Raw genomic sequence first — 24,791 nt, forward strand, 5'->3', positions numbered from 1 at the left:
ATGTGACAGGCCAGCCCCCTCTCGGGTTTGGATCACCCAGACCCTTTGCCGGTCGGCGCAGCGCAGATGTTCGACGGCAAAGCGTTCGGCGATCATCGTCTTGCCGTTGTGATAGGGACCGGCGAGCAGCAATCCGCGAGGGCGCAGGGACGAAGGTCGTTCGAGCAATTGTTGCATCACATCATGCGCGGCAGAGGCGCCGGGATGACCGATCCATCGCGGTGCCCTGATATGCGCGATGCGTGCGGCCGTATCCGCCTTCAGAAGTGCTGAGCTTGTCGGCAGAAGGTGGTCGGCCATGTCACCAGGTCTCGACGGGAAAGAAGCGGCGGGGTCGGTCAGGCTCCGGTCCCGGATTGGCCGCTTCTGAAACGGACTTCGCATCCTGGTACGGTTTTGTCGCGCCTGCGGCATGCCGGGCGCGGGTCATTTCCCGCAGATGAGCCTTCTTGGATTTGGCCGCCGCGACCGTTGCCGCGATTTCCCGGCGCAGGATGGTCTTGTCCTGCACGGGGAGTTGCTGGTTCTGGCGCTGGCGCGCCCGGTCGGCTTCATGTTGCCAGAGGGTGATCGACATCGTCATCCCGTCCCGTCGCCCGACCGGACGCCAGACACGCGTGTCGGGATCGGCGATAAAGATCCGGCTGATGTCCCGGGGATCATAGCACAGATCCAAAGGCGCAAGACGGTCACGCCGGGCGACGAGCGGCCCAAGCCAGTGTTCAAAATAGTCGTTTGCGAACAGGCTGACGCCTTGGGGTGAGATGCGGCGCGTCTTGCGAGGGAGGAAGTTGAGCAGGACATGGTCAGGCTCGTCGATCGGCCAGTCCGTCGGTGGAAGCCGCCGGCCCCATTCGAGGACAGGGACGGTCAGCTTGCGTGCGTTCTGTGTCTTGTTGTGATCGATGATTGCCAGGGCGATACAGCGCTCGAGGGCCGCGAAGGTCAGGCTTGCCCGCTTGTCGGACGAATAATCTCCGCGGTCCGCAATGGAACGCCCGGTCTTGCCGGGAAGAGAGCGAAGCACCGTGTTCACCTTGCCCAGCAGCCGCGCGACAACGCCACCCCGGTGAACCGTTCCTTTGTTCCGGGTGCGGACGTTGATGCCGAAGTCTGCGCATCCCGTCGTGAAGGTGCTGCTTTGAAACTCCTTGGCGGAGTCGACAACGATCTGCTTCGGGCGGCCGTACATTTCCCATGGGTGCGCAATCCCGCGTTCGGCTAGCCAGTCATCCTTGCTGCACATCGCGTGCGCCAGGCACAATGCCACCGAGAGGCGGGAAGGGCGCTCGAGGGTGAGAGGCAAAAGCCGATGATCGCACTGGTCGCCACATCGGCGGCGATGGTCAGATAGGGCCTGCCCACGAAGATACCGTGGTCGTCAATCACCTCGACGAACTGAATGTCGGCTGGCGTATGATCGATCTGCACGACGTCAAGGGCGTGCGTGGCTCGGATATACCCCGGCCGTGGTTTCAGGCGGTGCAAGTGTTTGCCGCCGGAAAGCCGCAGCCGCGCGATCTCCTCGGGGGAGAACACTTTGGCAATTCGCCTGGCAACGGTGACATAGGCCGGGGGCTTGAACCCTTGGCCGGCACAGCGCGCGCGGATCTCGTCGACGATTGGCGCGAGATCAGGTTGTTCCGCCCGCAGTCACATCTCCCGCAAGGTCTCGGCAATGATCGCCTCGACGCCGGTCGATATCCGCGCGCGCCGCGCGTCGTTTGTTCGCGGCAGAAGCGACGACACACGACGCTCCTCTCGATACCGGGCAAGTTGATTGTAGACCTGCCGGGTCGACAGGCGCAGTTCCGCCGCCGCCCGGCTGACAGCCTCCTGCATAGGCAAGTCTCCTTCGAGGACACGGTCCAATTCGCGAGCGACCCGGATGGCCTTGCTCCAGACCACATCGGACACTTGGCGATCGGGATGCTTCACAGCTTGATCGTTGCCGGGGGCCGTCATTTCGCTGTGCCCTCCAAGATCTATTGAAATCTATGTTCAAATTGAACTCGCGAAGCAGAAAGTAGCTCCACCCTTTCCGCTATCTTGCGGAAATCATGTGAAAACCATGCTGTGAAATCGTGAAGCAAATGCGACATTGCGCGACAGCAGTTCCCTCACCGACTGGTTGCTGTTTGCAGGCAATGGCACCGCCGCGTCGCCGCGAAAGGCATTGAGGCGTGGGGCGAATTCCTTGAAACGGGCGATATCGATTGGCATGGGCGGTTCCTTTCAAAAAGGCGTGTCGCGATGGGCACGACGATTCTTTGCCCAGTGTGCCTCATGCAACCTGCGCGGCATTAACTTCGGTCAGCCGACAGCAGCCTGAGTAGTTTCCGAGCCTTTCGGCAGCATCCGTCCGCTTGCTAAGGTCAACGCACCGGATGCCGGGCAGTTCCCCCTGTTGCACGCCCCACAGCGTCGCGGCGACCTCTGCTTCCCGCCAGGTCGCAACCGGCATCCGCCATCCGTGAACCCACCGATCAAAGGATCAAAGCACATGCACCAGACCCACAACACCCTGTCCGAGAATATCCGCACCCAATCCGTCGTGGCCCTGAACAAGCATCTGGCGGCGGCGATTGACCTGCATGGCCAGATCAAGCAGGCGCATTGGAACGTGCGCGGCCCCAACTTCATCGCCATTCATGAATTGTTCGACAAGGTGGCCGCCACAGCGCTCGACGCATCCGACCTGATTGCCGAACGTACGGCGGGCTTGGGAGGCACTGCCGAAGGAACCGTGCAGGTGGCCAGCGCGAAATCATACCTTGTGCCTTATGAACTGGGCGTCGCGGATGAGGCCAAGCATATCTTTGCCGTGTCCGCCGCACGGGCGGCCTTTGGCCAACAGGTGCGCGAAGCGGCGGGGCTATCGACGACACAGGGTGACGCGACAACGGCGGATCTGTTCACCGAAATCTCGCGCGGGATCGACCAGCAATTGTGGTTCGTTGAATCGCATGGTGTGCCTGCATAGCGATACGTCGTGTCGTGACAACGTGGCGCTTTCTGCGTTGCGGGCACGATGGCCGCCGACCCGGGATTTCTGGGTCGGCCACCGCTTCTCGGGTTCAGTAAACCCGGATATCGTTCGTGACCGATGTGACCCCCGGTGCCGCCCAGGCGGTTGATCCCGCAAGCGCGCGTTCATCCCAATAGTCCACCGTTCCGGTCAACGTCACTTTGCCGCCCATGGCGGATACGTCGATCTTTTCCGGGCTGAACCACGACCGGTTCAGCGCCACCATGATGTCTTCCTTGATATCCGTGGCATCGACGCGCGGCTTGATGGTAATCTGGTTGGACACCCCCGTAACGCCCCACAGGGTGCGCACGGCATCGGCTGCGGCATCATGCTAATAGTGCCAATCGACCTGACCTGTCAGCGTGACCCAGCCCTCGGTAACCGCGGCCTTTGTCCTTGGGCACGGACACGTTCCAGGCCAGCCGGTTGACCGCCGCAGAGGCGATCTCTTCGTCGCCATGCTTTACGTTGAAGGTCAGCTTGACCTCGATCTCTTCGGCCACGGCCTTGACATCCTTGACGCGCAGGGTTGCCTTTTCGGCCGCCTGCTTTTCGGCATAGCTTTCAACATGGCCCATCAGCGTGACCACGCCGTCTTTGGTCGTCACGCCGATATGGGCCTCGTTCACGCTCGGGTCCCACTTCAGTTCTTCCAGCACGGATTGCTTGAGGTTCTTGTCGTCAGTCATGACAGTCTCCTTTGGAATGAATGGGGCAGGGCGGTCGCTTGCGTCCGGAATTTGGGATCGCTGCCAACCTAAACAAGCGTAGCACCGCGCAGCTGCGCGACGGCAGGTTCGGTAACTACCTAGATGGCACCCGCCCGCACATGAGTAGTTTCCGAGGCTACTGCCCGTTGGCCGATGCCCATAGCCTGAGAAAACGCAGCATCGCCTGGCGGTGCGGCGTGATCAGATCTTACCGAAGGGTATCCCTATGCCGCACCAACCCGTGCCAAACATCATCGTGGTGATCGACCATGCCGGCGCATCAGTGTTTCGCACGGTGCCCGCTCGGGCCGGGGCGTCGGCGCATGAGTTTGCCCCCGATGCACCGCAGCGGTTTCGCCATCACGTAGACCGCGAAGAGCATGATGCAGACCGCGAAGAGAAATATCCGCAAGACACCGCGTTTTTCGAGCAGATCGCCGTCGTATGCAAAACGGGCGACCGGATCGCGCTGATCGGACGCGGCAAGGGCCAGAGCAACGAGGCGCATCACTTCAGCGCTTACCTTGCGGCCCATCATCCCGATGTGGCGGCCCGCATGCTGCCCGCGCTCACTGCCGACCTGTCGCACACCACCGACCCGCAGTTGATCGAGCTGGGCCGCCACGCCCTTCAGGCAGCGGCTGTCGGCTGACGGCGCGGCTTATCTTACCCCCATCCGCAACCAGAAAGGTGCATCATGACCAAGGAAATGACCCATCTCGACGTCGCTCGCCGCGACGCCCAAGAACTGCACAAAAAGATCAGTGCCAATATCGCCAAAGCCGAGGCGGCGACCTGGGCCGACGTCAAGGCCGTGCAGGATGAGGCCGTCGCCCTCGCCGCCAAGATGAAAAACATCGCCGATGGCGAGGCGGATGCGATGAAAACCGACATAAAGGCGGCAATCGCGAAACTGGATGCAGCCGGCAAGCTGGTTCAGGACAAGGCGATCGAGGGAAAGGATGCCATCAAACGCACCAACGCGTCCTTGCTGGCGAGCGCACGCAATGCCGCGCAAAGTCTGAGCCATGCCGTCGCCGACATGCGGACCAAGGCCGCAAAGGCCATCGAACCCAAAAAGGTGTCTGCATGAAAAATTACATCGCCGTCGTGTTTTCGTCCGGTGACAAAGCCCACGAGGGGCTGCGCGCCCTTTGGCATCTGGACGATGAAGGTGAATTGACAGTCCATGGTGCCGCCGTGATCCGGCGCGACGACATGGGCCATATCCATGTGGCGGACCGCAACACCGATCTGGGCATGCGCACGGCCATCGGCGTTGGGGTCGGTGCCCTGCTGGGGCTGATCGCCGGCCCGGTTGGCGTTGCCGCCGGAATTGCCGGTGCGGCGACGTTGGCCACGGGTGCGGCAGTCGGGGCGGGCGCGATGGCGGGCGGCATAGTTGGTGTCACCGCCGATGCGGTCACCGAAGACCGGCGCGAGAACGCGGCTGGGGAATCCTTTTTCACCCTCAAATACGGGCAATCGGCAGTGGTGGCAGAGGTTTCCGAAGACTGGATGTCGGTCCTCGACGCGGCGATGAAGCCGCTGGGTGGCACCATCTACCGCCGCGAAAACAACGCGCGCACCAACGCCGCGTTCGGCCCGCACTATTACAACGAGTACATGTACCCTTATTACTATGAGCCGATGTACTATCCGGGCATGATGTAAAGCGCGCCCCGCGCCCATCCGGACGGGGCAGGCGTTGCAAGCCCGGGCCAGTCCGAGGCAGTCAGTCGCCTCGCGATGCGCGGCTTGCCAGTCCTTCGCCGGGGAAGAGACAAGATAGGAAAAGGCCGCAGTATTGACCCTGCGGCCTTTTTTGATTCCGCCAACCCGAAACTGATTTACAGCGGCGGGCGGCCGCGTAGTGCGCGCGCAATCATCGCCACGACGAAGAGAACGATGAATACAAAGAACAGAATCTGCGCGATGCCCGCCGACGTGCCAGCGATGCCGCCAAAGCCAAGGGCCGCGGCAATCAGGGCGACGACGAGGAAGGTAAGTGCCCAGCCAAGCATGGGATTCTCCTATTGGAAAGCGGCGTCAGATGCCACTGAGTATAGAACGCCACAGCGTCCAGAACGTTCCGTGCCGTCGACCAGTTGCGTCAGCTTGCGCACCGACAGTGGTCAAAGGTCGGCATTTCCTGCTGACAAGGGTTTGCACCGCTCAAAATACAAAAACCCCCGGATTTGACGCCGGGGGCTCTTTCTTGCCGGTAGCGTGCAATCAGAGGCCGCGCAGCCAGTCATCGACCTCGCGTTCCGCAACATCCCGCGCGTGGCCGTAGCGCTTTTGCACCAGGCCCACGACCTCGTCGCGACGCCCGCTGATGCTGCTCCATTCATCGCCGGAGATGTCGCCCCATTTCGATTTGGCGCGACCGGCCATTTCTTTCCAGCTGCCTTCGATGGTGTCCCAGTTCATGGTGGTATCCTTTCCAAGAGGTGAGTGTCGGGACCAACGCAAAAGCCACCCCCCGGGTTCCGGGCCCACCGCGTCAAAAGACCCGGCAAAGTTGTCCCGCGAAATATCGGTTGGCGTCAGGACGCGTCGTCGCTTTGGGCTTCCGCGTTCAGCGACATCAACGGGAACTCAAGCCGAACGACATAGGCGCCGTTTTCCGGCCCGACGGTCAGTTTTCCCATCAGTTGCGACGCAAATGCGGTCAGCAACTGCTGGCCAAGTCCGGTGCTTTCCAGACTGGAGGGCAATGCCGCAGGCGCGCCACCCTCGTCGGAATTCGCGACCTCCAGCATGGCATGGCCCGGTTCGGACCGACGCAAGGTCACCGATATCCGGGTCTGGCCCGATGCCGACGGGCGCGCATGTTTCAGCGCATTGGTCAGCGCCTCCGTCAGCATCAGCGACAGGGGAACTGCCTGGTCGGGCGTCAACCGGATGTCGTCGAAGGCGGTCTTTGCCTCGACCCGCTGGTCTGACCGCGCCCCCATGCGCAACACCTGCGCCACGATGCTTTCCAAGAGTTCATCCGCCCGTACATCGACAAGCCCGCTGGTCTGATACAACTCGCGGTGCACCGTTGCCAAACTCATCACCCGCTCATGCAGGCCGCGCAGCAATGACTGCGCCTCGGGGTTTACGGATTTGCGGATTTGCAGGTTCATGATCGACGCGATCAGCTGCAAGTTGTTCTTTACCCGGTGATGCACCTCGCGCAGCAGGATTTCCTTTTGGTGGATGGAGTCCTCCATGGCCGCCTCGTCGCGCAGCACCGCCCCCATCATGCGCTCGTAAGCCTGGCCGACTTCGCGCAATTCGTTTGGTGCGGCCGAAAGATCGGGCGGGGTCATCCGCCGATTGCCACCTGCAAACGCGATGATTGACTGCCGCAATACCCGGATGTGTCGCAGAACCTGGTTTTCCGAGGCAAGATAGGCAACCAGCATACTGGCCAACCACATCGCAAGCGGGAACACCCACAGCGGCAAAAAACCGCCAAAGCCCGAATTGGCTGTCAGTGCGGCAGGCCAGGACCCAAGCACATAAAACGATCCTGGCACGATGGCGACAACGGCAAAGGTCCGCGGCTCTCCCGTCGGGATCGTATCGCGGAACGTCGCCGCCTTTATCCCAATGAACTCGGTCAACTTGCGGTTCGCGGGCAGGCGTTCTTGCACCGCTTCAATCCCGAAGGCAGACGTCAGAACGGTTCCCTCGCCGTCAAAAGTGATCAGGGCAAGCGGCTCCACTCGGTTTTCCAACGGGCCATGCAGTTCGGCAGGGCGCGGCTTCAGGGCCCGGTGCGTCACGGAAAGCGAAATGAACCCGACAAGTTGCCCGTCCGGCGTCCTGACCGGGTGGGAAAAGATCAACACGGACTCGCCGGTGATCGGGCCTTTGGTGTTGACGGTCATCACTGGCCTTGGATCAAGCAGAAGCGGGGCAAGGCCCGGGCTGCCGGAAAAATCATACGGCTTGCCGGTGGACCCGCAGGTCATCTTTCCATCCGTGGGGATAAACCCGGCAAATGTGATGTTGTCTTCGGTTTTTGTCACCGATTTCATCAGCGCAATACAACCGCTCAGGTCATTTAGCTCAGGCACAATCGCGATCGCAAGGGCCGCCGCCAGCCCACGTGCCCGGCTCATCGCCTCGATCTGCGAGGCCGCTGCCAGCAGGGTCTCGCCAAACAGCGCCGATTCCCAGCGGGCGACCGACTCTGTCTCGAACTTCTGCGCCTGATTGTAGGACAGCAGCGCCAGCGGCATCAGGGCGATGCCAAAGGCCGCCATCAGACGAAAGCCCAGCCTGCCCACGACCGGACCTTGGGCCGCGTTTGGGATCATGCGACCGCAAGTCCGCTTTGCAAGACGACCGCCAGGGCAGGTGCATCCGCAAGCGTCGGGTTACCCGTCGGCGACGTCATGCCCATCAACTCACATAACCGCAGGCGCGCACGGCTTGCGCGGCTTTTGGCGGTGCCGGTCGCCACACCCATCATGTGTGCCGCCTCCTCATAGGAATAGCCGTTGGCGCCGACAAGGATAAGCGCTTCGCGATGCTCGGCCGACAGCTTGTTGAAGGCGACCAGAAACTCGCGAAACGCCAGTTTGCCGTCGTGTTGTGGCAGCACGGACAGGCTGCCCGCATGAACGCCGTCCGGATCGGCAACCTCGCGGCTGACTTTGCGGCGATTGGAATAAAAGGTGTTGCGCAGGATCGTGAACAGCCAAGCCCGCAGGTTTGTGCCGGGGGTGAACTTGTCGAAATTCGTCCAGGCCTTTACGATCGTGTCCTGCACCAGATCGTCGGCGGCGGCATGGTTGCGTGACAATGCCATGGCGAATGCGCGCAGGTCAGGAATGTGGCCTGCAATGTCGTCCCGCGGGTCCGCCGGAGAGATTGTCACGATTTCCCTTCTTTCTCGCGCAACTGCGCCAGGAGTTGGGTAAAGCGGTCGGGCACCTCTTCGGTCAGCGCCGCCTGATAGACCCGCCTGAGGTTTTCATCGATCTCGCGCGTCACGTCCAAGCTGGTGGTTTGCGGCCGCGACGGCCTTCCGCCCTTTGACTTTTCGTTCATTCCGTCTTCCCTTGGCATGTCACGCGACACATTTTTTCCCGCCGTCACTTTCCTATGGAACCTAACGCATATCTTAGACGTTGGGTTCCCGAGAACACGCATAATTATCTGGAGCGGCCATGACCTCGTCTGAAAAAGCCAGCCTGAGCGCCGAAATCGGTCGGAACCTGCCTTACCTGCGCCGCTATGGCCGCGCGCTGACTGGCAGCCAATCCAGCGGCGACCGCTTTGCCGCCATCACGCTTGAGGCGCTTTTGCAAGACCTTACTGCGATGAATGTCGCGCCAGAGCCAAAGGTCGCGCTGTTCCACGCCTTCCACCGGGTCTGGACCAGCGCCGGATCGCCGCTGGGTGAGCCGGACAGCACCCTGTCCGCAAGCGCGCAAGGCCACATGATGACGCTGACGCCAAATTCGCGCGAGGCGCTGTTGTTGAATGTGATCGAAGGCTTCACGGTCGAACAAATCGCCGCGATCATGCAGATCGACACGGAACAGGTGGCAAACTTCATCAACATCGCCGCCAAGGAGATGGAGGCCTCGGTCGCCGGATCGGTCCTGGTGATCGAAGACGAAGCGATCATCGCCTTGGACATCGTCGATATCGTGCGCGGCATCGGCCATCGGGTGACCGGCACGGCGCGCACCCATGTTGAAGCCGTGGACCTTGCGCTTCACGACCGTCCCGATCTGATCCTTGCCGACATTCAGCTTGCCGATAAATCGTCGGGCATCGAGGCGGTGAACGAGATTTTGGTGCAGTTCCCCGATATCCCGGTGATCTTCATCACTGCCTTCCCCGAACGTCTGCTGACCGGGGAACGCCCAGAGCCTGCGTTCCTGATCACCAAACCCTTCACCGAAGATCAGGTGCGATCCGCCGTGGGTCAGGCGATGTTCTTTGCCTCGACCGAGACGCTGTCCGCCTGACCCTCACACAAAGCAGGCATCCAAGAAGAACCGGGGGTCATCCCGGCTCTTTTGTGCGCGATCCAGCGGCCCCGGCTGCGGAACCAAACGCGCTGCTGTGCGTTCGTTTTGCACTAGAGGCCCGTTCAACGGGCCTGTCCTCCTGAAAGGAAATCGACATGTTTCGCAATTCCCTGATCGCACTTTCGTTCGCTGTTTTGGCGGGCACCACGGCGCTGGCCGCAGTCGAAAAGATCTCTGCTGTCACCGTTACCGCTGACATAACTGCCATACAAAACGAAAAGGCAGCGGCCTACTGGTCGAATGTGGCTGCTGACATCGAGGACGCCATTGTTGCGCGCCTCGTCGATCGTATCGCAGATGACGGCGCCACGATCACCGTCGATCTGCGCGAGGTTGAACTGGCAAGCTCGTTCGAGCGCGCGGTTGGTGCTTCTGACGCTGTTCTGGTCGGGCAGGTCAACGTTTCCGACGTGAACGACAACAGCAACTTCAACGCCTACGAGCTGAGTGTTTCGCTTGGCACGGCAGCGGTCGTCTCAGCCGACGGCACGACCTTGTACTATGACACACTTGATGTCCCTGAGGCCTATCAGGCGCTGGTCAATTCCTTCGCTGACAGCGTCGTCAAGCGTCTGGATTGATTGCCGACGCGCCTCGTCGCCGGGCAGCACGCCCGGCGATCATGTGCCGGCGTCAGGCGCTTTCCTCCGTTTGCGTGCGGTGCAACAATGCTGCTGTCGTCTGTGCGGAGAACGGCCGTTGCAGGACCAGAATCCCTTGATCTTTGCGTTCCGCAGCATCGCCGGTGAAAACCACCTGAGCACCACGGCAATCAAGCGCCTGCGCAAGACGTGTTTTGGCAAAACCCTTTGGATCAGCATGAACAAAGGCCAGCCGCACGGATTCATAGGCTTCCAGCAATACGCAGGCTGCTTCGTGCGTCAGAGCCGTTAGAACGGTGGCCAGCGGATCGTAGTCCTGCACGTTCATCGCCAGGTCAGAGGCGATGATCTCGATTGGTTCCACAACCATATAAATGATCCTGTCCATCATGCACCCCAACGCATTGACCAGAATGCATCGCAGATGAATCAACGCGCCGCACTGATCTGTGACATGGTTTTCACGAAAATTCTTCGATGCCCGTCAGCATCCCTGACATGAAGGGTCTTGCCCGCGGGGACAGCATCTTCGTTGAACGCGCCGAAATTCGTCCGATACTTCAGATGTCCGCGCGTGGTCTTTGGTATCGCGCGCGTCAGCTTTTGCGGTTGCCCGCAGGTTACGTCGTTAGCGCCTTCGCGACCCGCTCCACCGATTTCGCCAAGAGCTGCCGTTCGTCTTGCAAAACGCGTTTCACGTCCCCCACCAGCCGATCGCGCGGTGCGCCCAGAACCTGGTTCTCGAAGGCTGACTGCGGCAGGAGTGCGGCCACTGTCGCCCCGGCGGCGGCCAATGCCATGCCCGCAACGACAGGATTGTCGCGCACCGCTTCTGCGCCAGCTTTTGCGGCAGCTATCCGCATCAAGTAGGCACGCTCGCGCGCAGCCAACGCCGCGTCTCGCGCACTTCCGGTCAAGTTTTCAAGCCCCCGCGCCATCACGCGGCGGATATCCCGGGCCAAGGCTGCCGCGACATCCGCACGATGTCCGGCAAGCACGGCTGACGGTGCAAGGTTATCCCGCGACGCTGTCGTGATCCGTGCAAAGATCGCATCCGCACGCTGCCGCAAACGATCCGCCTCCTCCATCCACAGCGCGTCGGTTTCCGGCAAAGGCGCAACCGGACCACCGTCATCTTCCCATCGCGCCTCTGCTTCGAACCGGGTTCCGGCAAGGGGCGACGCGTTACTGGCGCTCGAGCTGCGCCGTCCAAGGATCAGCCAGGCCAGACCGATTGCAGTTAGCGCCAATGCCACCGGATTGGCGCGGACGGCTGCATCCAGCGCCTGCGTGTAGGGCCCCGCATTGGCCTTGACCAGCGCCGCGCCGTCCGACCAAAGGCTGTCTGGCGAAAATCGCTGGCGCAGGGCCTCCAAAGCCGCCGACAGCGCATCGCGGTCTTGATCGAGCTGCGCCTCGATCTGGCGCGGATTGTCAGGAATGGTGGCGTGATGCTGCATCTGACCCGACCATGGATGTGAGGGTTTCGGCATCCTGGCGCAGGTTTTTCATCATGCGCTTCGGGGCCAGATTTGACGGGCTCAACTGGGCCAGTCCAAGGTGAACAAGGCTAAAGACCACCAGCAACAGGCCCGCACCCACCGCCACACCGGCCCAAAGCGGCGACAGGCCAAGTGCCACCAGCCCGGCAACCGCCGTACCGGCCAGCACATTCAGCGCGGTTGCGCCGAGGATCGCCGCGACAACCAGCTTGCCCAAGGCAGACGCGGCATCGTTCAGACTGCGTTTGGCTTCGGCACGGGCAAGGGCCAACTCGCCCCTGATCAACCGGGCAACGCCCGATACGACGTCGCCCAAAAGGTTGGTTGTCGCGTCCCGGTCAGGCCTATCGGATTGCTCTGTCATGACCCGTGGCCGTTCTTGTGAGACCCGGCGGAAGCCCGCAAAAAGCGCGCAAGTGCAAAGCCTGCCACCGCAGCACCGGCCGCAAACGCCCCTGGATGACGCCGTGCGAGTGCCCGCAGATCGGCGGCCATCTCGGAGACGCTGCGGTCATGCAATGTATGTGCCGCCGAGGACACGCCGCCTGCCACCGCCGACAAGACCCGCGCCTGCATGGAACCGGTAACCGGTTCCTCGGCTGCCCGGCGCAGCGTTTCTGCCAGCCGGTCACCGCTTTCGCTCAGCGCATCGCGCGCGTCGTCCAGCCGCTCGACCGCGCTGTCGCGCAGTGCCGCCGCGGTATCCGCCGCTTGCGCGGCCGCGTCCGATGCCAGGTGGCGCATTGTGCCATTTGCCACGTCGGCGACATGTGCCGCGGCCTTCAGGGTCGCATCCGCGCCGTCCTGGAGGTTTTCTTTCAGCGTTTTGGTGTTGGTCGTCATCATCTTCTCCTTGAATTGGCTTAGCCGGTTCATGCGCGCCGCTTTGGGTGCCGCCTTAACCGATCACTCTCATCGGTCAGCCTCAGCAACCAAGCAGCTGGTCATGGGATCAACACGCACCGTCCCCCATCGGTTCCGAAAAAAAGCAAGGTTTTTGAAATGCAGGACGGAACCAGACGGGAATTCCTGCGTTGCATCAATGAGCCGTGTCCGGCACACCGCAGTTCCCTCGGTTTGCCCCTGTCCCCCACATGACGGTTCAGCGCTCCTTTTCCCTGGAGCCCTACCTTGGCCGCAGGTGCACCCTGCGGCCTTTTTTCATCCGGCCTTGCGATGGCCAATCCGCCAGCACATCGCGACTTACCCCGTTTCTGACACGGCGACAGCGCGCGCGGGCACCAGACGCGTCGTGCGGCTTTTTGGCCTTTTGTTGGGCTTCGTCGCGGGGCGCGGCGCTGCATCCTCAAAGGCCAATGCCAAGGCGTCTTCCATGGATGTTGCATGGAAATCTGCGCCGATCTCCATGATCTCGGCCAGTTTGGCCTGCGATATGCGCCGCAGGGGCGTGCCCTCGCGCGGATCCTCAGGGGCCTGCCACAACACGATCCCGACCCGCATCTGCGGTGCAGTCCGCTTCAACCTGCGGATATGCAGCAACGATGCCCGCGACGGTGCGGTATCCAGAAAGTTCAACAATATGCAACCAGGACCCATATGCGTCACCCTGGCAAACCAGCTGGGCGTCAAGTCGGCACGCAAAAGAACCGTCACCTCCGCCCCTTCCGAGGCCGCCGCCTGCGCCAACATGCGCGCGGCAAGATCATCCAGCCTTGTCCTGCCACCCAAGAGCACAAGCCTGCGATGCGCACCGGCCAGATCCATCTTTGCGCCGCCGTCCGGTGTCTCGCCATCGCCCTGCTTATGCGCCTCTGTCGCGCCTTTCGCGTCGGACAGCTCGTCGGTCACAACCTGGTCCAGCTCGTCCAGAAAATGTTCCGCAGTATCGGCAAAACGGGTCAGTTGCTCTTGCGAAAGTCCGCCGCGTTCATAATCCCGTTGCGCCAGCAAGAGGGCCGGGAGCCCGACATCGCGGTGGTAATTCGTAATAAAGTCGTCCTCGAGCAACTCTTCGGCGCGCAGGGTGCTCTCGACCGCATCTCCGACCAGCAGCCGCTGATAAAGCCGCGAATGGGCAGCCAGAACCGGCTGGTCGCCGAACAGCACATCAAACACCGCGAACTGCGGAATGTAGCGGCCCACAACCACCAGACACACCGTCAGCGGTGTGGACAAAACCAGGCCCAGCGGTCCCCAGATCCAGGTCCAGAAGATCGCCGCGACGATCACTGCCAGCGGGCTTATCCCGGTCCGCGACCCATAAAGCCATGGCTCGATCACGTTTGAGCTGACGATTTCAACCGTCAGGAACAGCGCTGCCGTCCAGATCACCATCGACCAGTCGGGCGACACCGCAAAGGCCAGAAACAACGGAAAGATCGCCGCGATCACCGGGCCAATATAGGGCACGAACCGCACCACCAGCGTAACCAGTCCCCAAAGCACAGCATTCGGCACCCCGATCAACATCAGGCCAATGCCGATCGGCACAGCATAGATGATGTTCACCAAAAGCTGAATCAGCAGATAGGTGCCCACCCTTTTGCCGGCATCCTCGATGACTTGCGTGGTGCGATTGATGTCATTCGCACCCACCAGCCGGATGAACCGGTCGCGCAACTCGTCGCGTTCCAGCAGCATGAAGACCACGACCACAATCACGATTCCTGCTGTTGCAATCGGCTTGATCAGTTGCAGAGCAATGTCTTGCAAGGTTTCAAACGGCCCGCGATTTTCAACTACCTCCACCGCAAGTGGTCCCTCAGTCCCGTTCGCCGTGCCATCCGTGGGCACGGTCGTCGCGATCTGCGCGTTGATCTCGGCTGCCATCCGCGATAGACGGACGACCAGGCCGTTCTCGGATCCGGTCTCTTGCAGCGCCCCCAACTTGGTGACGATGTTGTCCTGAAACCTTGGCAGTTCCTGCGCCAGTTGGCCCACTTGCCCGGCAACAACCAGAAACAACATGCCGATCACCGCAAAGGCCAGCGTCACCGCCGCCAGGACCGAGGCGATCATCGGCAATCCGAAACCGCGCAAACGGGTCACAAGCGGCGACAAGGCAAAGGTGATCAGCATTGCAATGGCCAGGGGCAGGAAAACGTCGCGGCCGAGGTTCAATGCCGCCACAATGGCAAGCGTCGTCAGCACAACGGTGCCAGCGGGCGCCTGTGCCAAGGTATGGCGCAGCGCTGCCCCCCCATCTTGGCGACTACCCTCAATCTCCGCGATCTTCGGCATGGCAACAGACCCCCGCTTTCAGACAAAAACGCGCGGCGCAGGGGTATGGTTCCGGGCTGGGCGCGGCGGTGCTTCAGGTGTTGGCCTGGATGCCCGCCAGGCCCGGTCCCGTGCTCAGTCGCCCGCCCAACAGAACGGTCACATCGTGGGCACCATCTGTCAGCGGAACCGTCAACCCGTCCTGGCCAACCTGCATTTCCACGCCGTCCAACTGTGCGGAGGCAATGCCATGGCCTGACTTTTCGGGGTTCAGCACCTTGATCGTGAACCGCGCCTCGGCCAAGGTCACCGTCGCGGTCATTTCCGGCCAGTCTTTCGGAAAACACGGGTTCAACCGTAACGAAGTTCCCGCCCGGGAAAGGCCCAGCAGCCCCTCGATCCCGGCGCGGTACATCCAACCAGCAGACCCTGTATACCATGTCCATCCGCCACGCCCTTCATGCGGTGTGGTGGAGTAAACATCGGCCGCCACCACATAGGGCTCCACCTTGTAGCGATCAGCATCGCTGGCCGTCAGGGCGTGATTGATCGGGTTCAGCAGCGCAAAAAGATGCCCCGCCGCATCGCCGTCGCCCAGTTGCGCATGCGCCAGGATCGCCCACATCGCGGCATGGCTGTACTGTCCGCCATTCTCGCGCAGCCCTGGCGGATAGCCTTTGATATAGCCGGGGTCGAGCGGGGTATGGTTGAAGGGCGGCGCAAACAACAGGGCCAGGCCGGGGTCGGGCCTGATCAGATGCGCGGTCATCGACGCCATCGCGGTTCTGGCACGCGCCGGGTCGGCCGCACCCGACAACACTGCCCAGGACTGCGCGATACTGTCGATCCGGCATTCCTGGGAAGAGGCCGAGCCTAACAGCGTGCCGTCATCAAAGGTGCCGCGCCGATACCAGGCGCCGTCCCAACCATGTGCTTCAATCGCCTCGCGCAAGCCTTTGGCATGGGCACGCCAAAGCCGCGCGCGCTTTGCATCGCGGGCGGCTGCAAGCGGGGCCATCTGTCCGATGGCCGCTATCAACAACCACCCGAGCCAGACGCTGGTGCCGCGGCCCGCTTCTCCAACGCGGTTCATCCCGTCATTCCAGTCACCGGTGCCGATAAGCGGCATGCCATTTTCGCCGGTCAAGGCGATGGCCTGATCCAGGCCACGGGCGCAATGTTCGAACAAGCTCGCGGTGGTGTCAGAGACGGATGGCTGAAAGAAGTCGTCATGCGCCCCGGGCGGAACGGGTGGCCCCTGCAGGAACGGCACCTCTTCATCCAGGATGCCCAGGTCGCCGGACACCGCGATGTAGCGCGCCACCCCGTAAGCCAGCCAGACCCGGTCATCCGATATATGTGTGCGCACCCCTTGCCCCGAATGTGGCAGCCACCAGTGCTGCACATCGCCTTCGGGGAATTGTCGGCTGGCCGCGCGCAAAAGATGCGCGCGCGTCATGTCCGGGCGCGCGAAGGTCAGCGCCATGCCATCCTGCAGCTGATCGCGAAAGCCATATGCCCCGCTGGCCTGATAAAAGCCGGCCCGCGCCCAGATGCGGCAGGCGAGTGTCTGGTACATCAGCCAGCCATTCAACATGATGTCCATCGCCCGGTCAGGCGAGGTCACCTGAACGGATGTCAGTATCTCGGCCCAGTGCCGTTTCACATCGGCCAGGATCGCGGTCGCTTCCGTGGCCCGCATCCGCTGGATCAAGCCGCTCGCCGCGGCCTCGCTGTTGGCCTGACCGAGCAGAAACACCAGCTCAACTGTTTCGCCGGGCGCAATCGTGATGCGCCGTTGCAGGGCAGCACAGGGGTCCAGCGCGGGTCCCATGCGCCCCGACAAGGATGCCGTGCCAAGACCGGCCGGTGCTGCAAGCGTGCCGCCGGGTCCGATAAACTCGGCCCGGTCTGCGGTCCAACTGGTGATGCCAGCGCCAAAGTCGGCAAACGCCACCCGGCCCGGAAACGATGTGCTGTAGGGGTTCTGCGCAAGGATGGCCCCGGTGGCCGGGTCCAGTTTGGTTGTAACGTAGGGGGCCGCGGCGCTGCGCGCTGATCCCAAGACCCATTCCGCATAGGCCGTCACCGACAGGTGCCGCACCGTTGCCCCGTTGTTGCGCAGTGTCAGCCGACTAATCTTCACCCCTGTATCCATCGGCACGAACTGGGTCATCTCGGTGGCGATGCCGTTGCTTTCATGCTGAAATGTCGAATAGCCAAAGCCATGCCGCGCGATGTAGGTGCCCGCACCCCGGATCGGCAGCGCTGTTGGCGTCCAGAGGTGATCGGTTTCCAGATCATGCAGATAGATCGCCTCGCCCGAAGGGTCGGTCACCGGATCGTTGGACCATGGGGTAATCTGGTTTTCGCGGCTGTTTTCCGACCACACATGTCCGCTGCCTTCGGCAGAGACCTGAAACCCGAAACCGGGATTGGCGATGACATTGATCCACGGGGCAGGGGTCGTCTGGCCCTCGCGCAGGACGGTCACGTATTCGCGCCCCTGATCGGCAAATCCGCCGGTCCCGTTGAAGAATTCGAGTTCGGGCAGCTTTGGTGTCGGCGGCAAAGGCATCGGCAACGACAGGGACACGGGTGGCGCGGCACGGTTCGGCTCAAGCGTGCCCAGTTGCTGGCCGATGTCACCCCGACTGGCCACCAGCACAACCCGCGCGACCGACATGAGCTGCAGCCGGGCGCCGGGGATCAGCAGGTCGGCGCGCAGCGTGTGAACGCTGCCTTGCGCCGCTGATGGAATGCCCGCCACGCGTGGCCGCGACCTTGCCGCGCGAACGGCGCTGTCGATGCCGATCTGCAGATCCTGCACATATGATGAGGAGCGATCATTCAAGATCACCAGATCGACCGGCAGTTGCCGCATCGCCCAGTATTCATGCGCGCTCAGCACCTGATGCAAAACGGCAATATCTTCGGCATCCTCGATCTGCAAAAGCACAATCGGCAGATCGCCAGATATCCCCATCGCCCAAAGCGCAGATTGCGGTGCGGCCCCTTCGGCAATCTGACCAGCCGAGGCGCGCAGGCGGGCATCGCCACGCATCACCATCCCCCCCAACGCCTGAAAATCGGCTGCATCCGCGTGGCCGATCCCCAGATGGCGCAACTGCACCTGGGCTAGGGTCCAGGACAATGTCGCTGCCCGCGCAAAGGCCGAGGCGTCCCGGTGGCGATCCACCAGATCCAGCAACGCGTCGGGCGAGGCCGCAACCATCGTCCAGAATGTCACGCGCGTCACGCCGCCTGGCGGAATGCTGACCCGGCGGCGGATCGAAAAGATCGGGTCCAGGACCGTGCCGGTGGTGCCCGACAGCGCGCCGTTGGCCATCATCGCGTGCCTGATGCTGCGACCCCGGCCGATAAACCTCGCACGGTCCGTCTCGATCTGCATCGGTGCGGTCTCGCTTCCCTCGACAACGGCGATATGGGCGGCCCAAACCTCGGGCTCGTGTGGCGAGCGTTTGCGCCTTGTGGCAATGATCACGCCAAGTTCGGGCAGATAATCCGTCACGACGAACATCTTTGAAAACGCCGGATGGGCCTGATCCGCGGCTTGTGGTGCCAGCACCAGTTCGGCGTAAGAGGTCACGTCCACCTCACGCGCGCGACGCCCGGTATTGGTCAGTGTCACGCGCCGCGCCTCGGCATCATCTTCGGCCGAGACCACCACTTCGGTCAGCGTCGTAAAGCGTGGTGCCACATGGGTGAAGGCCGCATGATGCTCGCTGAAGACCGCGCGGTGACGGTCCGGGTCCGCACGCGTGGGCTGCAGTCCGGCAGACCATAACAGCCTGGTCGTGGTATCGCGGACAAAGATGAAAGACCCCAGCGCCGCCTCGGTCGGCTCTGCCCGCCAGCGGGTAATCGCCATGTCACGCCAGCGGCTGAACCCTTCGCCCGTGGGGGTCAGCATGACGCCGTAATTGCCATTGGACAAAAGATGGCCCGTCGGCACGGCGTCTGCAGGCGCATCGAATAGCCGAACGATCGGCACATCGCTGGTTTCGGCATGCCCCACCAACACTTCCTTGGCGCGCGGGGGGGCGGTGGCTGCATCGCGCGGCACCCGTTCCTGCAGCAGCAGCTCGGCGCCCTGGATCATCGGTTCGGCATGAAACCGGTCGCGCAGCCGCCCATCCTGCAAGCAGTTGGCGATCGCCGTGATCGTCATGCCCTGATGATGCGCCATAAAGCTGCGCACGATGGCATGATCCTCGTTTTCCTGCAGGCGTGCGGGGGTGAAATCGACGGCCTCATAAAACCCATAGCGCCCCTCGGCCCCCATTCCCGCCAGCCGCGCAAAGTTCTGTGCGGCGGCCACCGGATCAACCATCGCGGCCAATCCCGTGGCATAGGGCGCGATGACGCGGTTCTCGCTCAGCCCGCGTTTCAGGCCAAGGCCGGGCACCCCGAAATTGGAGTATTGGTAGGTCATTTCCAGATCGCGGGCATTGTAGGAGGATTCCGATATCCCCCACGGTATCCCAAGGGCCGCGCCATAGCTTCGCTGGCGCTGCACCACCAACCGGGTCGTCTGCTCCAGCACCGATCCCGCCGGGGCGCGCATCACCAGGGATGGCATCAGGTATTCGAACATGCTGCCCGACCAGGAAATCAGCGCCGACCCGGCCCCGATTGGCGTTGCCGCCCGGCCGAGCCGGAACCAATGGCGCGTATCGACATCGCCCTTGGCAATCGCAAACAGACTGGCAAGCCGGGCCTCGGACGCCAAGAGATCATAGCAATTGGCGTCCAGCCGGTTGGTCACCAGCGAAAACCCGATGGAAAGCAGTTTTTTGTCCGGTTCCAGCAAAAAGCCGAACTCCATCTCGATGGCAAAGGTCCGCGCCATCGTCGCAACCTCGTCCAGAAGGCCGGGGTCGGCGGGGTGGGTCAGATCGGCAAGGTGATCCGTCAGGCAGCGATGAATCGCTGCGGTCCAGAAAGCGCTGTCCGCTCCCGGTTCGCCCAAAGCCTGCGCATTTTCCATGGCCTTGGCCGCGTCGGGCAAAAGTGCGCGCAATGCCGTGCCCGGATCTTGCGCCGACCGTGCAAGCTGATCCAGCGATTGCGCCAGTTCGGACCGTGCCGGGGCATTCTCCAACGACTTTTGGGCAAGGCGAATGGTGTCCCAAAGCGCCTGGCGCTGCACCGCCTCTGGTACCGCAAGCTGGCCCCATTCGCGGCAGGCCTGTGCCACGGCAATCAGATGCCCCGCCAGATTGCCGCTGTCGACCGACGAGACATAGGCCGGCTCCAGCACCCGCAAATCGCGGGTGTCGTGCCAGTTGTAGAGATGCCCGCGATAACGCGGCATGCGTTGCATCGTTTGCAGCGTGTCCTTCAGGCGGACCAACGCCGTGCTGTGCCCGATCCAACCCATGTCGCGGGCAACAACGGTGGACAAAAGATAAAGCCCGATATTGGTGGGCGAGGTTCGGGTGGCAATCGCGGGATTGGGGGTTTCCTGAAAGTTGTCGGGCGGCAGATGGTTCTCCTCTGCCGTCACGAAGGTTTCAAAGTAACGCCAGGTTTGCCGCGCGATCAGCCGAAGCGCGCTGGCCTGACCGGTTGTCAGTGGTGCCGCTGGGCTGGTGCCCTGCGGCTGACTGATGACCCGCGCGACCCACGGTGCGGCAAACCAGCCAAGCGCGAACGGCACCAGCAACGGCAGCGCCGCAGGATTGGCCAGCCACGCCACGCCGAACGCGGCCAAGCCCAATGCAACGCCCGGCGCCATGCTCTTGTACTGGCCAAGCACCGAAAGCTGCGCGTCCTCGCTTGACCGCGCCGCAGTCACCCATTGCAACAAGTGCCTGCGGGATACCGCCAGCCGCCAAATGGTGCGGATGACCGCGTCCAGCATGTTGGCCGCGGTATCCGCCAGAAAGATCAGCGACAGCGCGATCTGGCTGACCGCGATCAGCGCGTCATGGCCCAGGGCCGCGAAATGGCTGCGCAGCGTCACACCGAACCGCTCTGGCACGATCCCGAATGGCAGCGGCAGCAGCCGTGGCAGCGCCAGCATCACCACCACCACAATTGTCCAAACCGTCGCCACCGCCGGTGTCATCAACCACCCGGAAAAAAGCGTGACGATCGCAATCGGGGCCAACAGCGAGCGGCGCAAATTGTCGATCATCTTCCATCGCCCGACAGCAGGGATACCGCCCCTGTCGTGCCGACTTGCGCCAAAGATCCAGGGCAGCAACTGCCAGTCGCCCCGCGCCCAGCGGTGATGGCGGCGGATGTCCACGTCACGGCGTCTGGGAAAATCCTCGACCACCTCGATATCTGATGCCAGCGCCGCGCGGGCAAACACGCCTTCAAAAAGATCATGGCTCAACATCGTGTTTTCGGGAACGCGGCTTGCCATCGCCGCCTGAAACACATCGACGTCATAGATGCCCTTGCCGGTGAACGAGCCCTCGTCGAACAGATCCTGATAGACATCCGAGACTGCCGCCGCGTAGGGCTCGATCCCGCCCGCGCTTGAAAATATCCGCTGATAGATCGAGCCGTCTTGGCCCACAGGCAGAGACGCCGTGACGCGCGGCTGCAGGATGCCATAACCCCCGGTTACCCGCTGGGCCGCACCGTCAAACCGCGGTTCGTTCAGCGGATGCGCCATCTTGCCGATCATCTGCCGGACCGTCCCGCGCAACAGCCTTGTATCGGCGTCCAGCGTGATGACATAGCGGATGTCCTGCGGCACGGCCCCGCTGATCACGTCAAAACTGGTATCGTTTGCCCCGCGCAGCAGCCGGTTCAGTTCCGCCAGTTTGCCGCGCTTGCGTTCCCACCCCATCCAGACGCCTTCGGAAGGGTTCCACATGCGGCGGCGATGCAGAAAGAAGAACCGGTCCCCGTCGTCTGACGGATACCGCGTGTTCAGCCGCGCCACTGCGTCCAGTGCGGCGGCCACCAATGCCACATCGTGCCCGGCCGTCCTGGCATCTGCATCTGTCGCGTCCGACAGCAAAGCGTAATGCAGCGCGCCACCGGTGCTTGACAAGTGATGCACTTCTAGCCGCTCGATCTGGGTCGCCAGTTCTGCGGTATCATGCAACAAGACCGGCACCGCCACCAATGACCTGAACTGCCCCGGTATCCCTTTGGCCAGATCAAGTCCTGGCAGCGGCGTTGGCGGCACGGACCGCGTGACAACCGTATTGACGACCGCCATCCCGACTTCGACGGCAACGCCAATTCCGGTAATCGCCAGAACGATCAAGGCCAGAGCATCCGCCCCTGCCGCGCCTGCCAGCGCCAGCCCAAGGGCAAGCGTTGCCATTGACACAAGGCCAATTGCCGCCAGATACCCGGCCAGCCCAAACCGCCCGACAGCGCGCCACAATTGCATCCGTGCGGGCGCACTGAACTCTAGATCCTGCTCAAGTGCCGCGCGCCCGTCGCCAATCAGCCAATGCCCGGGGTCGCGGCTTTGCGCAGTCTCGCCCTTAAGGGCAAACGCCAAGCACTTATCCACAACGGCATTTTCGGTGTGATCCGATCTGCGGGCCAGAATTTCGATCTCGGTCCGGTAACGGTTCCGCGTCGCGAAATCCATCTCGCCATAGGTTGGACCGTCGCGGAGCCGCGCGTCGATCAGGCTGACCTCTTCAAAGAAATCCGCCCAGTCCATCTCGGAGACCAGTCGCATGGAGGTCACTATATTGCGCATGGTGACATTCGACGCCCCAAGGCGCAGCTGCGCGCTTGCGATCACCTCATCGATCGACGAGCCTTGCCTGTGGAGCTGGTCTTCAAGCCAGCCAAAAAGCGGCGTTTGCGCCGGATCTGACCCCCGCAGGCGTTTGGCCATCTGGGCTGCGACGATCTCGGACAGGGGCGCCCCATCATAGGGGGCGACGGCCTTTTGCATCGCAAACAGACGTGACTGGCCCGACGCTTGCGGGGTCGCCAGAACCGCATCCACCACTGTATCGGCCTGCAAACGCAGCGCATGCCCTTCGACAATCTGCTCTGCCAGACGCCGCATGTTTTCGATCAGCACGATCCGAAGCGTGATGGCGACCGCCCAGACCTCGCCGATCATCAGCGGCTCTACCTGCTGATAGGCGCGCACAAAGCGGGCAAGGATCGGCCCGGACAGCAGACTGTCGGTATGCGCGACATAGGCCCAGGCAAGGCCGAAGACTCGCGGATATCCTGCAAATGGTCCGTCCTTCAACTTGGGAAGCTGCCGGTAATAGCCGGGCGGCAGATCGTCCTTGATCTGGCGCAGCTGTTGTTCAACCAGGTGAAAGTTATCAAGCAGCCATTCCGCTGCAGGCATGATTGTGTGTTTTGCCTGCACGGCCCGAGCGCAGGTCTGGTAGGCACCCAGCAAGACGTCGGCATTATCCTTCACACGGGCGCTTAGCCTGCGCACCCGCAACGGCCTACCGAGGGTAACCTGCTGCGCTTCGGCGAGCGTCCGCGCATGGTGCTCCAGCCGTTCGGCGCCAAAAAGATCGGCGCGGATCGGCGCTTTGTCGTGCCAAACATTCGTTGAACCCGACGCATCCTCCCACCTCAGCAACTTCTGCGCGCCCTGCAGAACTTGCAGAAACTTCACTGTGCCAGCATCGTGATTTTTGGATCGGCATTTTCGCCGGATGGGCGATCTGCCCCGATGTTTGCCGCTGCGTCAGCCTTAGCCAAACGGCGCGGCGTTTTCCCTGTGGCATCCACTTTGATGATCGACACATCGCCACGTACGCGACGTGCCATAGCGGCCCACTTGCTTTCGATTTGATCCCAGTCCATTTGGATTATCCTTTCAGCTCATGGCATTGCCGTGGGGCAGCAATTCTCCCACGTGAGTTCAACGCGTCAAAAAGGCGTTTGGTTCCGAAATTTTTGCTGCACAAACTGGTCCGGCCTGGGTGCGGCAGACCCGTTTGTCTGAAAGACATATCGCATCGAAACCACGGTATCCGGTGCTTTTGCCCCAAGATTCCGGTGACGTTGGACAGAGTTGTGCAGTGCGTCAAAACCTGCCGACCTGCCGTCGCCACCATCGCGAAACCAATGGCAATTTGGTCGCCCGCCGGACGCTGTGCCAACGCACACAAGCAAAAGAAGTACGGAGCTTTAACTGGCCAAGACCGACTTATGAGACGGCAAATTTAGCGAATCTTCTTTTGACCATACTCTGTTTTTCTCGACCCAACAACCGCGCTTTGGGCGATGGGCATCGAAGGCTCCTACCGGCATATTCAGCCCATGCCGCCTTGCGGTCCGGCACAAACAGCTGCACCGCACGCCAGTACATCGGGTCCTGCCACAGGGCCGCTCATCGGGCGAATAGACCCGAACTCGCCCAGTCTTGGTGCGGCCGTGCTTCGGATCAAGCCCCGGATTGGCGTGTCGTTCGCGAACCGGCGTTCCGAGACGAAGACGGTTCTGCATGGCCGATTGTGAAGGTCGACTGGCCACCAGCGGACACTGCCGGCCCAACCTGCCAGTGTCGAGAGGACAGGATCGACACCGCGCCGGGCGCAGATTTACAACTGCCGGTACAGCGGTTTGTGGTGCCGATACCTGGCGATGAGCATCCGCGTGATCAATATGGGCGTCATCAGCCCATTGGCGACCAATCGGTCCGGTGCCTCGGCCAGCGCCATGGTTTCGCAGACACGACGTGCGACTGTCGGGCGGGTGATGCGAAGCCCACCCTGCACAGTCATGGGAAG

26 protein-coding genes are annotated in these 24,791 nt (G+C 62.2%); 6 read left to right on the top strand and 20 right to left on the bottom strand.

The genetic code is table 11. From position 1 onward, the window contains the following. From RMO18_RS02330 to RMO18_RS02350, 5 genes are all read right to left on the bottom strand, one after another. Window positions 1-300 (bottom strand): TniB family NTP-binding protein (locus RMO18_RS02330; RefSeq protein ID WP_309663714.1); only part of this gene is annotated, 300 nt, incomplete at its 3' end. A gap of 1 nt (window position 301) precedes the next feature. Further along, window positions 302-1,192, bottom strand: coding sequence for a Mu transposase C-terminal domain-containing protein (locus RMO18_RS02335; protein WP_309663715.1), 891 nt, complete (start codon window positions 1,190-1,192; stop codon window positions 302-304). 29 nt (window positions 1,193-1,221) lie between these two features. Continuing rightward, window positions 1,222-1,539, bottom strand: coding sequence for a hypothetical protein (locus tag RMO18_RS02340; protein WP_309663716.1), 318 nt, complete (start codon window positions 1,537-1,539; stop codon window positions 1,222-1,224). A 114-nt stretch (window positions 1,540-1,653) separates the two neighbouring features. After that, window positions 1,654-1,965, bottom strand: coding sequence for a helix-turn-helix domain-containing protein (locus RMO18_RS02345; protein ID WP_309663717.1), 312 nt, complete (start codon window positions 1,963-1,965; stop codon window positions 1,654-1,656). Between the two features lie 93 nt (window positions 1,966-2,058). Continuing rightward, a complete protein-coding gene (locus RMO18_RS02350) occupies window positions 2,059-2,223 on the bottom strand; it encodes a hypothetical protein (RefSeq protein WP_309663718.1) in 165 nt (54 codons plus the stop codon). 280 nt (window positions 2,224-2,503) lie between these two features. On the opposite strand from RMO18_RS02350, the gene dps reads away from it, so the two are divergent. After that, entirely contained in the window at window positions 2,504-2,983 is a 480-nt protein-coding gene (gene dps, locus RMO18_RS02355) for a DNA starvation/stationary phase protection protein Dps (RefSeq protein ID WP_309663719.1), read from the top strand. 94 nt (window positions 2,984-3,077) lie between these two features. Here dps and RMO18_RS02360 read toward each other — a convergent pair whose 3' ends face one another. Together RMO18_RS02360 and RMO18_RS02365 are read right to left on the bottom strand one after the other, a co-directional pair. Further along, entirely contained in the window at window positions 3,078-3,341 is a 264-nt protein-coding gene (locus tag RMO18_RS02360; protein ID WP_309663720.1) for a BON domain-containing protein, read from the bottom strand. A 16-nt stretch (window positions 3,342-3,357) separates the two neighbouring features. Next, the gene (locus RMO18_RS02365) at window positions 3,358-3,720 is read right to left on the bottom strand and encodes a BON domain-containing protein (RefSeq protein WP_309663721.1); all 363 of its coding nucleotides are present in this window, start codon (window positions 3,718-3,720) and stop codon (window positions 3,358-3,360) included. 247 nt (window positions 3,721-3,967) lie between these two features. On the opposite strand from RMO18_RS02365, the gene RMO18_RS02370 reads away from it, so the two are divergent. The 3 genes from RMO18_RS02370 to RMO18_RS02380 are packed head-to-tail and all read left to right on the top strand — an operon-like array spanning window position 3,968 to window position 5,415. Continuing rightward, window positions 3,968-4,393, top strand: a complete 426-nt coding sequence (locus RMO18_RS02370) for a hypothetical protein (RefSeq protein ID WP_309663722.1) — start codon at window positions 3,968-3,970, stop codon at window positions 4,391-4,393. A gap of 45 nt (window positions 4,394-4,438) precedes the next feature. Continuing rightward, window positions 4,439-4,834 (top strand): hypothetical protein, encoded by a 396-nt coding sequence (locus RMO18_RS02375; RefSeq protein ID WP_309663723.1) that lies wholly within the window; start codon window positions 4,439-4,441, stop codon window positions 4,832-4,834. Further along, window positions 4,831-5,415, top strand: a complete 585-nt coding sequence (locus RMO18_RS02380; RefSeq protein WP_309663724.1) for a hypothetical protein — start codon at window positions 4,831-4,833, stop codon at window positions 5,413-5,415. The genes RMO18_RS02375 and RMO18_RS02380 overlap by 4 nt, the downstream gene beginning before the upstream one ends. A gap of 176 nt (window positions 5,416-5,591) precedes the next feature. Here RMO18_RS02380 and RMO18_RS02385 read toward each other — a convergent pair whose 3' ends face one another. The 5 genes from RMO18_RS02385 to RMO18_RS02405 form a co-directional block, all read right to left on the bottom strand. Next, window positions 5,592-5,765, bottom strand: a complete 174-nt coding sequence (locus tag RMO18_RS02385) for a DUF1328 domain-containing protein (protein WP_309663725.1) — start codon at window positions 5,763-5,765, stop codon at window positions 5,592-5,594. Window positions 5,766-5,976: 211 nt separating this feature from the next. Then, entirely contained in the window at window positions 5,977-6,174 is a 198-nt protein-coding gene (locus RMO18_RS02390; RefSeq protein WP_309663726.1) for a CsbD family protein, read from the bottom strand. A 116-nt stretch (window positions 6,175-6,290) separates the two neighbouring features. Continuing rightward, on the bottom strand, window positions 6,291-8,057 hold the full coding sequence (locus tag RMO18_RS02395; RefSeq protein ID WP_309663727.1) for a histidine kinase dimerization/phosphoacceptor domain -containing protein: 1,767 nt from the start codon (window positions 8,055-8,057) through the stop codon (window positions 6,291-6,293). After that, complete coding sequence (locus RMO18_RS02400) at window positions 8,054-8,620, bottom strand: RNA polymerase sigma factor (RefSeq protein WP_309663728.1); 567 nt, start codon at window positions 8,618-8,620, stop codon at window positions 8,054-8,056. The genes RMO18_RS02395 and RMO18_RS02400 overlap by 4 nt, the downstream gene beginning before the upstream one ends. Next, window positions 8,617-8,793, bottom strand: a complete 177-nt coding sequence (locus RMO18_RS02405; RefSeq protein WP_309663729.1) for a NepR family anti-sigma factor — start codon at window positions 8,791-8,793, stop codon at window positions 8,617-8,619. Before RMO18_RS02405 ends, RMO18_RS02400 begins: the two co-directional genes overlap by 4 nt. Window positions 8,794-8,912: 119 nt before the next feature. On the opposite strand from RMO18_RS02405, the gene RMO18_RS02410 reads away from it, so the two are divergent. Continuing rightward, window positions 8,913-9,722, top strand: coding sequence for a response regulator (locus tag RMO18_RS02410; protein WP_309663730.1), 810 nt, complete (start codon window positions 8,913-8,915; stop codon window positions 9,720-9,722). Window positions 9,723-9,880: 158 nt separating this feature from the next. After that, the gene (locus RMO18_RS02415; RefSeq protein ID WP_309663731.1) at window positions 9,881-10,366 is read left to right on the top strand and encodes a hypothetical protein; all 486 of its coding nucleotides are present in this window, start codon (window positions 9,881-9,883) and stop codon (window positions 10,364-10,366) included. Between the two features lie 52 nt (window positions 10,367-10,418). On the opposite strand, the gene RMO18_RS02420 is transcribed toward RMO18_RS02415, so the two are convergent. The 8 genes from RMO18_RS02420 to RMO18_RS02455 form a co-directional block, all read right to left on the bottom strand. Next, window positions 10,419-10,775 carry a hypothetical protein gene (locus tag RMO18_RS02420; RefSeq protein ID WP_309663732.1) on the bottom strand — a complete coding sequence of 119 codons (357 nt, stop codon included), beginning with the start codon at window positions 10,773-10,775 and terminating at the stop codon, window positions 10,419-10,421. Between the two features lie 232 nt (window positions 10,776-11,007). After that, window positions 11,008-11,847 carry a DUF3618 domain-containing protein gene (locus RMO18_RS02425; protein ID WP_309663733.1) on the bottom strand — a complete coding sequence of 280 codons (840 nt, stop codon included), beginning with the start codon at window positions 11,845-11,847 and terminating at the stop codon, window positions 11,008-11,010. After that, complete coding sequence (locus tag RMO18_RS02430; RefSeq protein ID WP_309663734.1) at window positions 11,822-12,253, bottom strand: phage holin family protein; 432 nt, start codon at window positions 12,251-12,253, stop codon at window positions 11,822-11,824. The genes RMO18_RS02425 and RMO18_RS02430 overlap by 26 nt, the downstream gene beginning before the upstream one ends. Continuing rightward, complete coding sequence (locus tag RMO18_RS02435) at window positions 12,250-12,732, bottom strand: hypothetical protein (protein ID WP_309663735.1); 483 nt, start codon at window positions 12,730-12,732, stop codon at window positions 12,250-12,252. The genes RMO18_RS02430 and RMO18_RS02435 overlap by 4 nt, the downstream gene beginning before the upstream one ends. 360 nt (window positions 12,733-13,092) lie before the next feature. Next, the gene (locus RMO18_RS02440; protein ID WP_309663736.1) at window positions 13,093-15,090 is read right to left on the bottom strand and encodes an AI-2E family transporter; all 1,998 of its coding nucleotides are present in this window, start codon (window positions 15,088-15,090) and stop codon (window positions 13,093-13,095) included. Window positions 15,091-15,163: 73 nt separating this feature from the next. Continuing rightward, complete coding sequence (locus RMO18_RS02445) at window positions 15,164-23,671, bottom strand: GH36-type glycosyl hydrolase domain-containing protein (protein WP_309663737.1); 8,508 nt, start codon at window positions 23,669-23,671, stop codon at window positions 15,164-15,166. Next, complete coding sequence (locus tag RMO18_RS02450) at window positions 23,668-23,862, bottom strand: hypothetical protein (RefSeq protein WP_309663738.1); 195 nt, start codon at window positions 23,860-23,862, stop codon at window positions 23,668-23,670. Before RMO18_RS02450 ends, RMO18_RS02445 begins: the two co-directional genes overlap by 4 nt. Window positions 23,863-24,602: 740 nt before the next feature. Next, complete coding sequence (locus tag RMO18_RS02455) at window positions 24,603-24,785, bottom strand: hypothetical protein (RefSeq protein WP_309663739.1); 183 nt, start codon at window positions 24,783-24,785, stop codon at window positions 24,603-24,605. Between the last annotated feature and the right edge of the window lie 6 nt (window positions 24,786-24,791).

It is taken from the genome of Tabrizicola sp. (assembly GCF_031377265.1).
Taxonomy (GTDB): Bacteria; Pseudomonadota; Alphaproteobacteria; order Rhodobacterales; family Rhodobacteraceae; genus JAUYQR01.

Coding starts and splice junctions, on each gene's coding strand:
- RMO18_RS02335 (WP_309663715.1), bottom strand. CDS start 1,192: ATGTACGGCCGCCCGAAGCAGATCGTTGTCGACTCCGCCAAGGAGTTT.
- RMO18_RS02345 (WP_309663717.1), bottom strand. CDS start 1,965: ATGACGGCCCCCGGCAACGATCAAGCTGTGAAGCATCCCGATCGCCAA.
- RMO18_RS02350 (WP_309663718.1), bottom strand. CDS start 2,223: ATGCCAATCGATATCGCCCGTTTCAAGGAATTCGCCCCACGCCTCAAT.
- dps (WP_309663719.1), top strand. CDS start 2,504: ATGCACCAGACCCACAACACCCTGTCCGAGAATATCCGCACCCAATCC.
- RMO18_RS02365 (WP_309663721.1), bottom strand. CDS start 3,720: ATGACTGACGACAAGAACCTCAAGCAATCCGTGCTGGAAGAACTGAAG.
- RMO18_RS02370 (WP_309663722.1), top strand. CDS start 3,968: ATGCCGCACCAACCCGTGCCAAACATCATCGTGGTGATCGACCATGCC.
- RMO18_RS02375 (WP_309663723.1), top strand. CDS start 4,439: ATGACCAAGGAAATGACCCATCTCGACGTCGCTCGCCGCGACGCCCAA.
- RMO18_RS02380 (WP_309663724.1), top strand. CDS start 4,831: ATGAAAAATTACATCGCCGTCGTGTTTTCGTCCGGTGACAAAGCCCAC.
- RMO18_RS02385 (WP_309663725.1), bottom strand. CDS start 5,765: ATGCTTGGCTGGGCACTTACCTTCCTCGTCGTCGCCCTGATTGCCGCG.
- RMO18_RS02390 (WP_309663726.1), bottom strand. CDS start 6,174: ATGAACTGGGACACCATCGAAGGCAGCTGGAAAGAAATGGCCGGTCGC.
- RMO18_RS02395 (WP_309663727.1), bottom strand. CDS start 8,057: ATGATCCCAAACGCGGCCCAAGGTCCGGTCGTGGGCAGGCTGGGCTTT.
- RMO18_RS02405 (WP_309663729.1), bottom strand. CDS start 8,793: ATGAACGAAAAGTCAAAGGGCGGAAGGCCGTCGCGGCCGCAAACCACC.
- RMO18_RS02410 (WP_309663730.1), top strand. CDS start 8,913: ATGACCTCGTCTGAAAAAGCCAGCCTGAGCGCCGAAATCGGTCGGAAC.
- RMO18_RS02415 (WP_309663731.1), top strand. CDS start 9,881: ATGTTTCGCAATTCCCTGATCGCACTTTCGTTCGCTGTTTTGGCGGGC.
- RMO18_RS02420 (WP_309663732.1), bottom strand. CDS start 10,775: ATGGACAGGATCATTTATATGGTTGTGGAACCAATCGAGATCATCGCC.
- RMO18_RS02425 (WP_309663733.1), bottom strand. CDS start 11,847: ATGCAGCATCACGCCACCATTCCTGACAATCCGCGCCAGATCGAGGCG.
- RMO18_RS02430 (WP_309663734.1), bottom strand. CDS start 12,253: ATGACAGAGCAATCCGATAGGCCTGACCGGGACGCGACAACCAACCTT.
- RMO18_RS02435 (WP_309663735.1), bottom strand. CDS start 12,732: ATGACGACCAACACCAAAACGCTGAAAGAAAACCTCCAGGACGGCGCG.
- RMO18_RS02440 (WP_309663736.1), bottom strand. CDS start 15,090: ATGCCGAAGATCGCGGAGATTGAGGGTAGTCGCCAAGATGGGGGGGCA.
- RMO18_RS02450 (WP_309663738.1), bottom strand. CDS start 23,862: ATGGACTGGGATCAAATCGAAAGCAAGTGGGCCGCTATGGCACGTCGC.
- RMO18_RS02455 (WP_309663739.1), bottom strand. CDS start 24,785: ATGACTGTGCAGGGTGGGCTTCGCATCACCCGCCCGACAGTCGCACGT.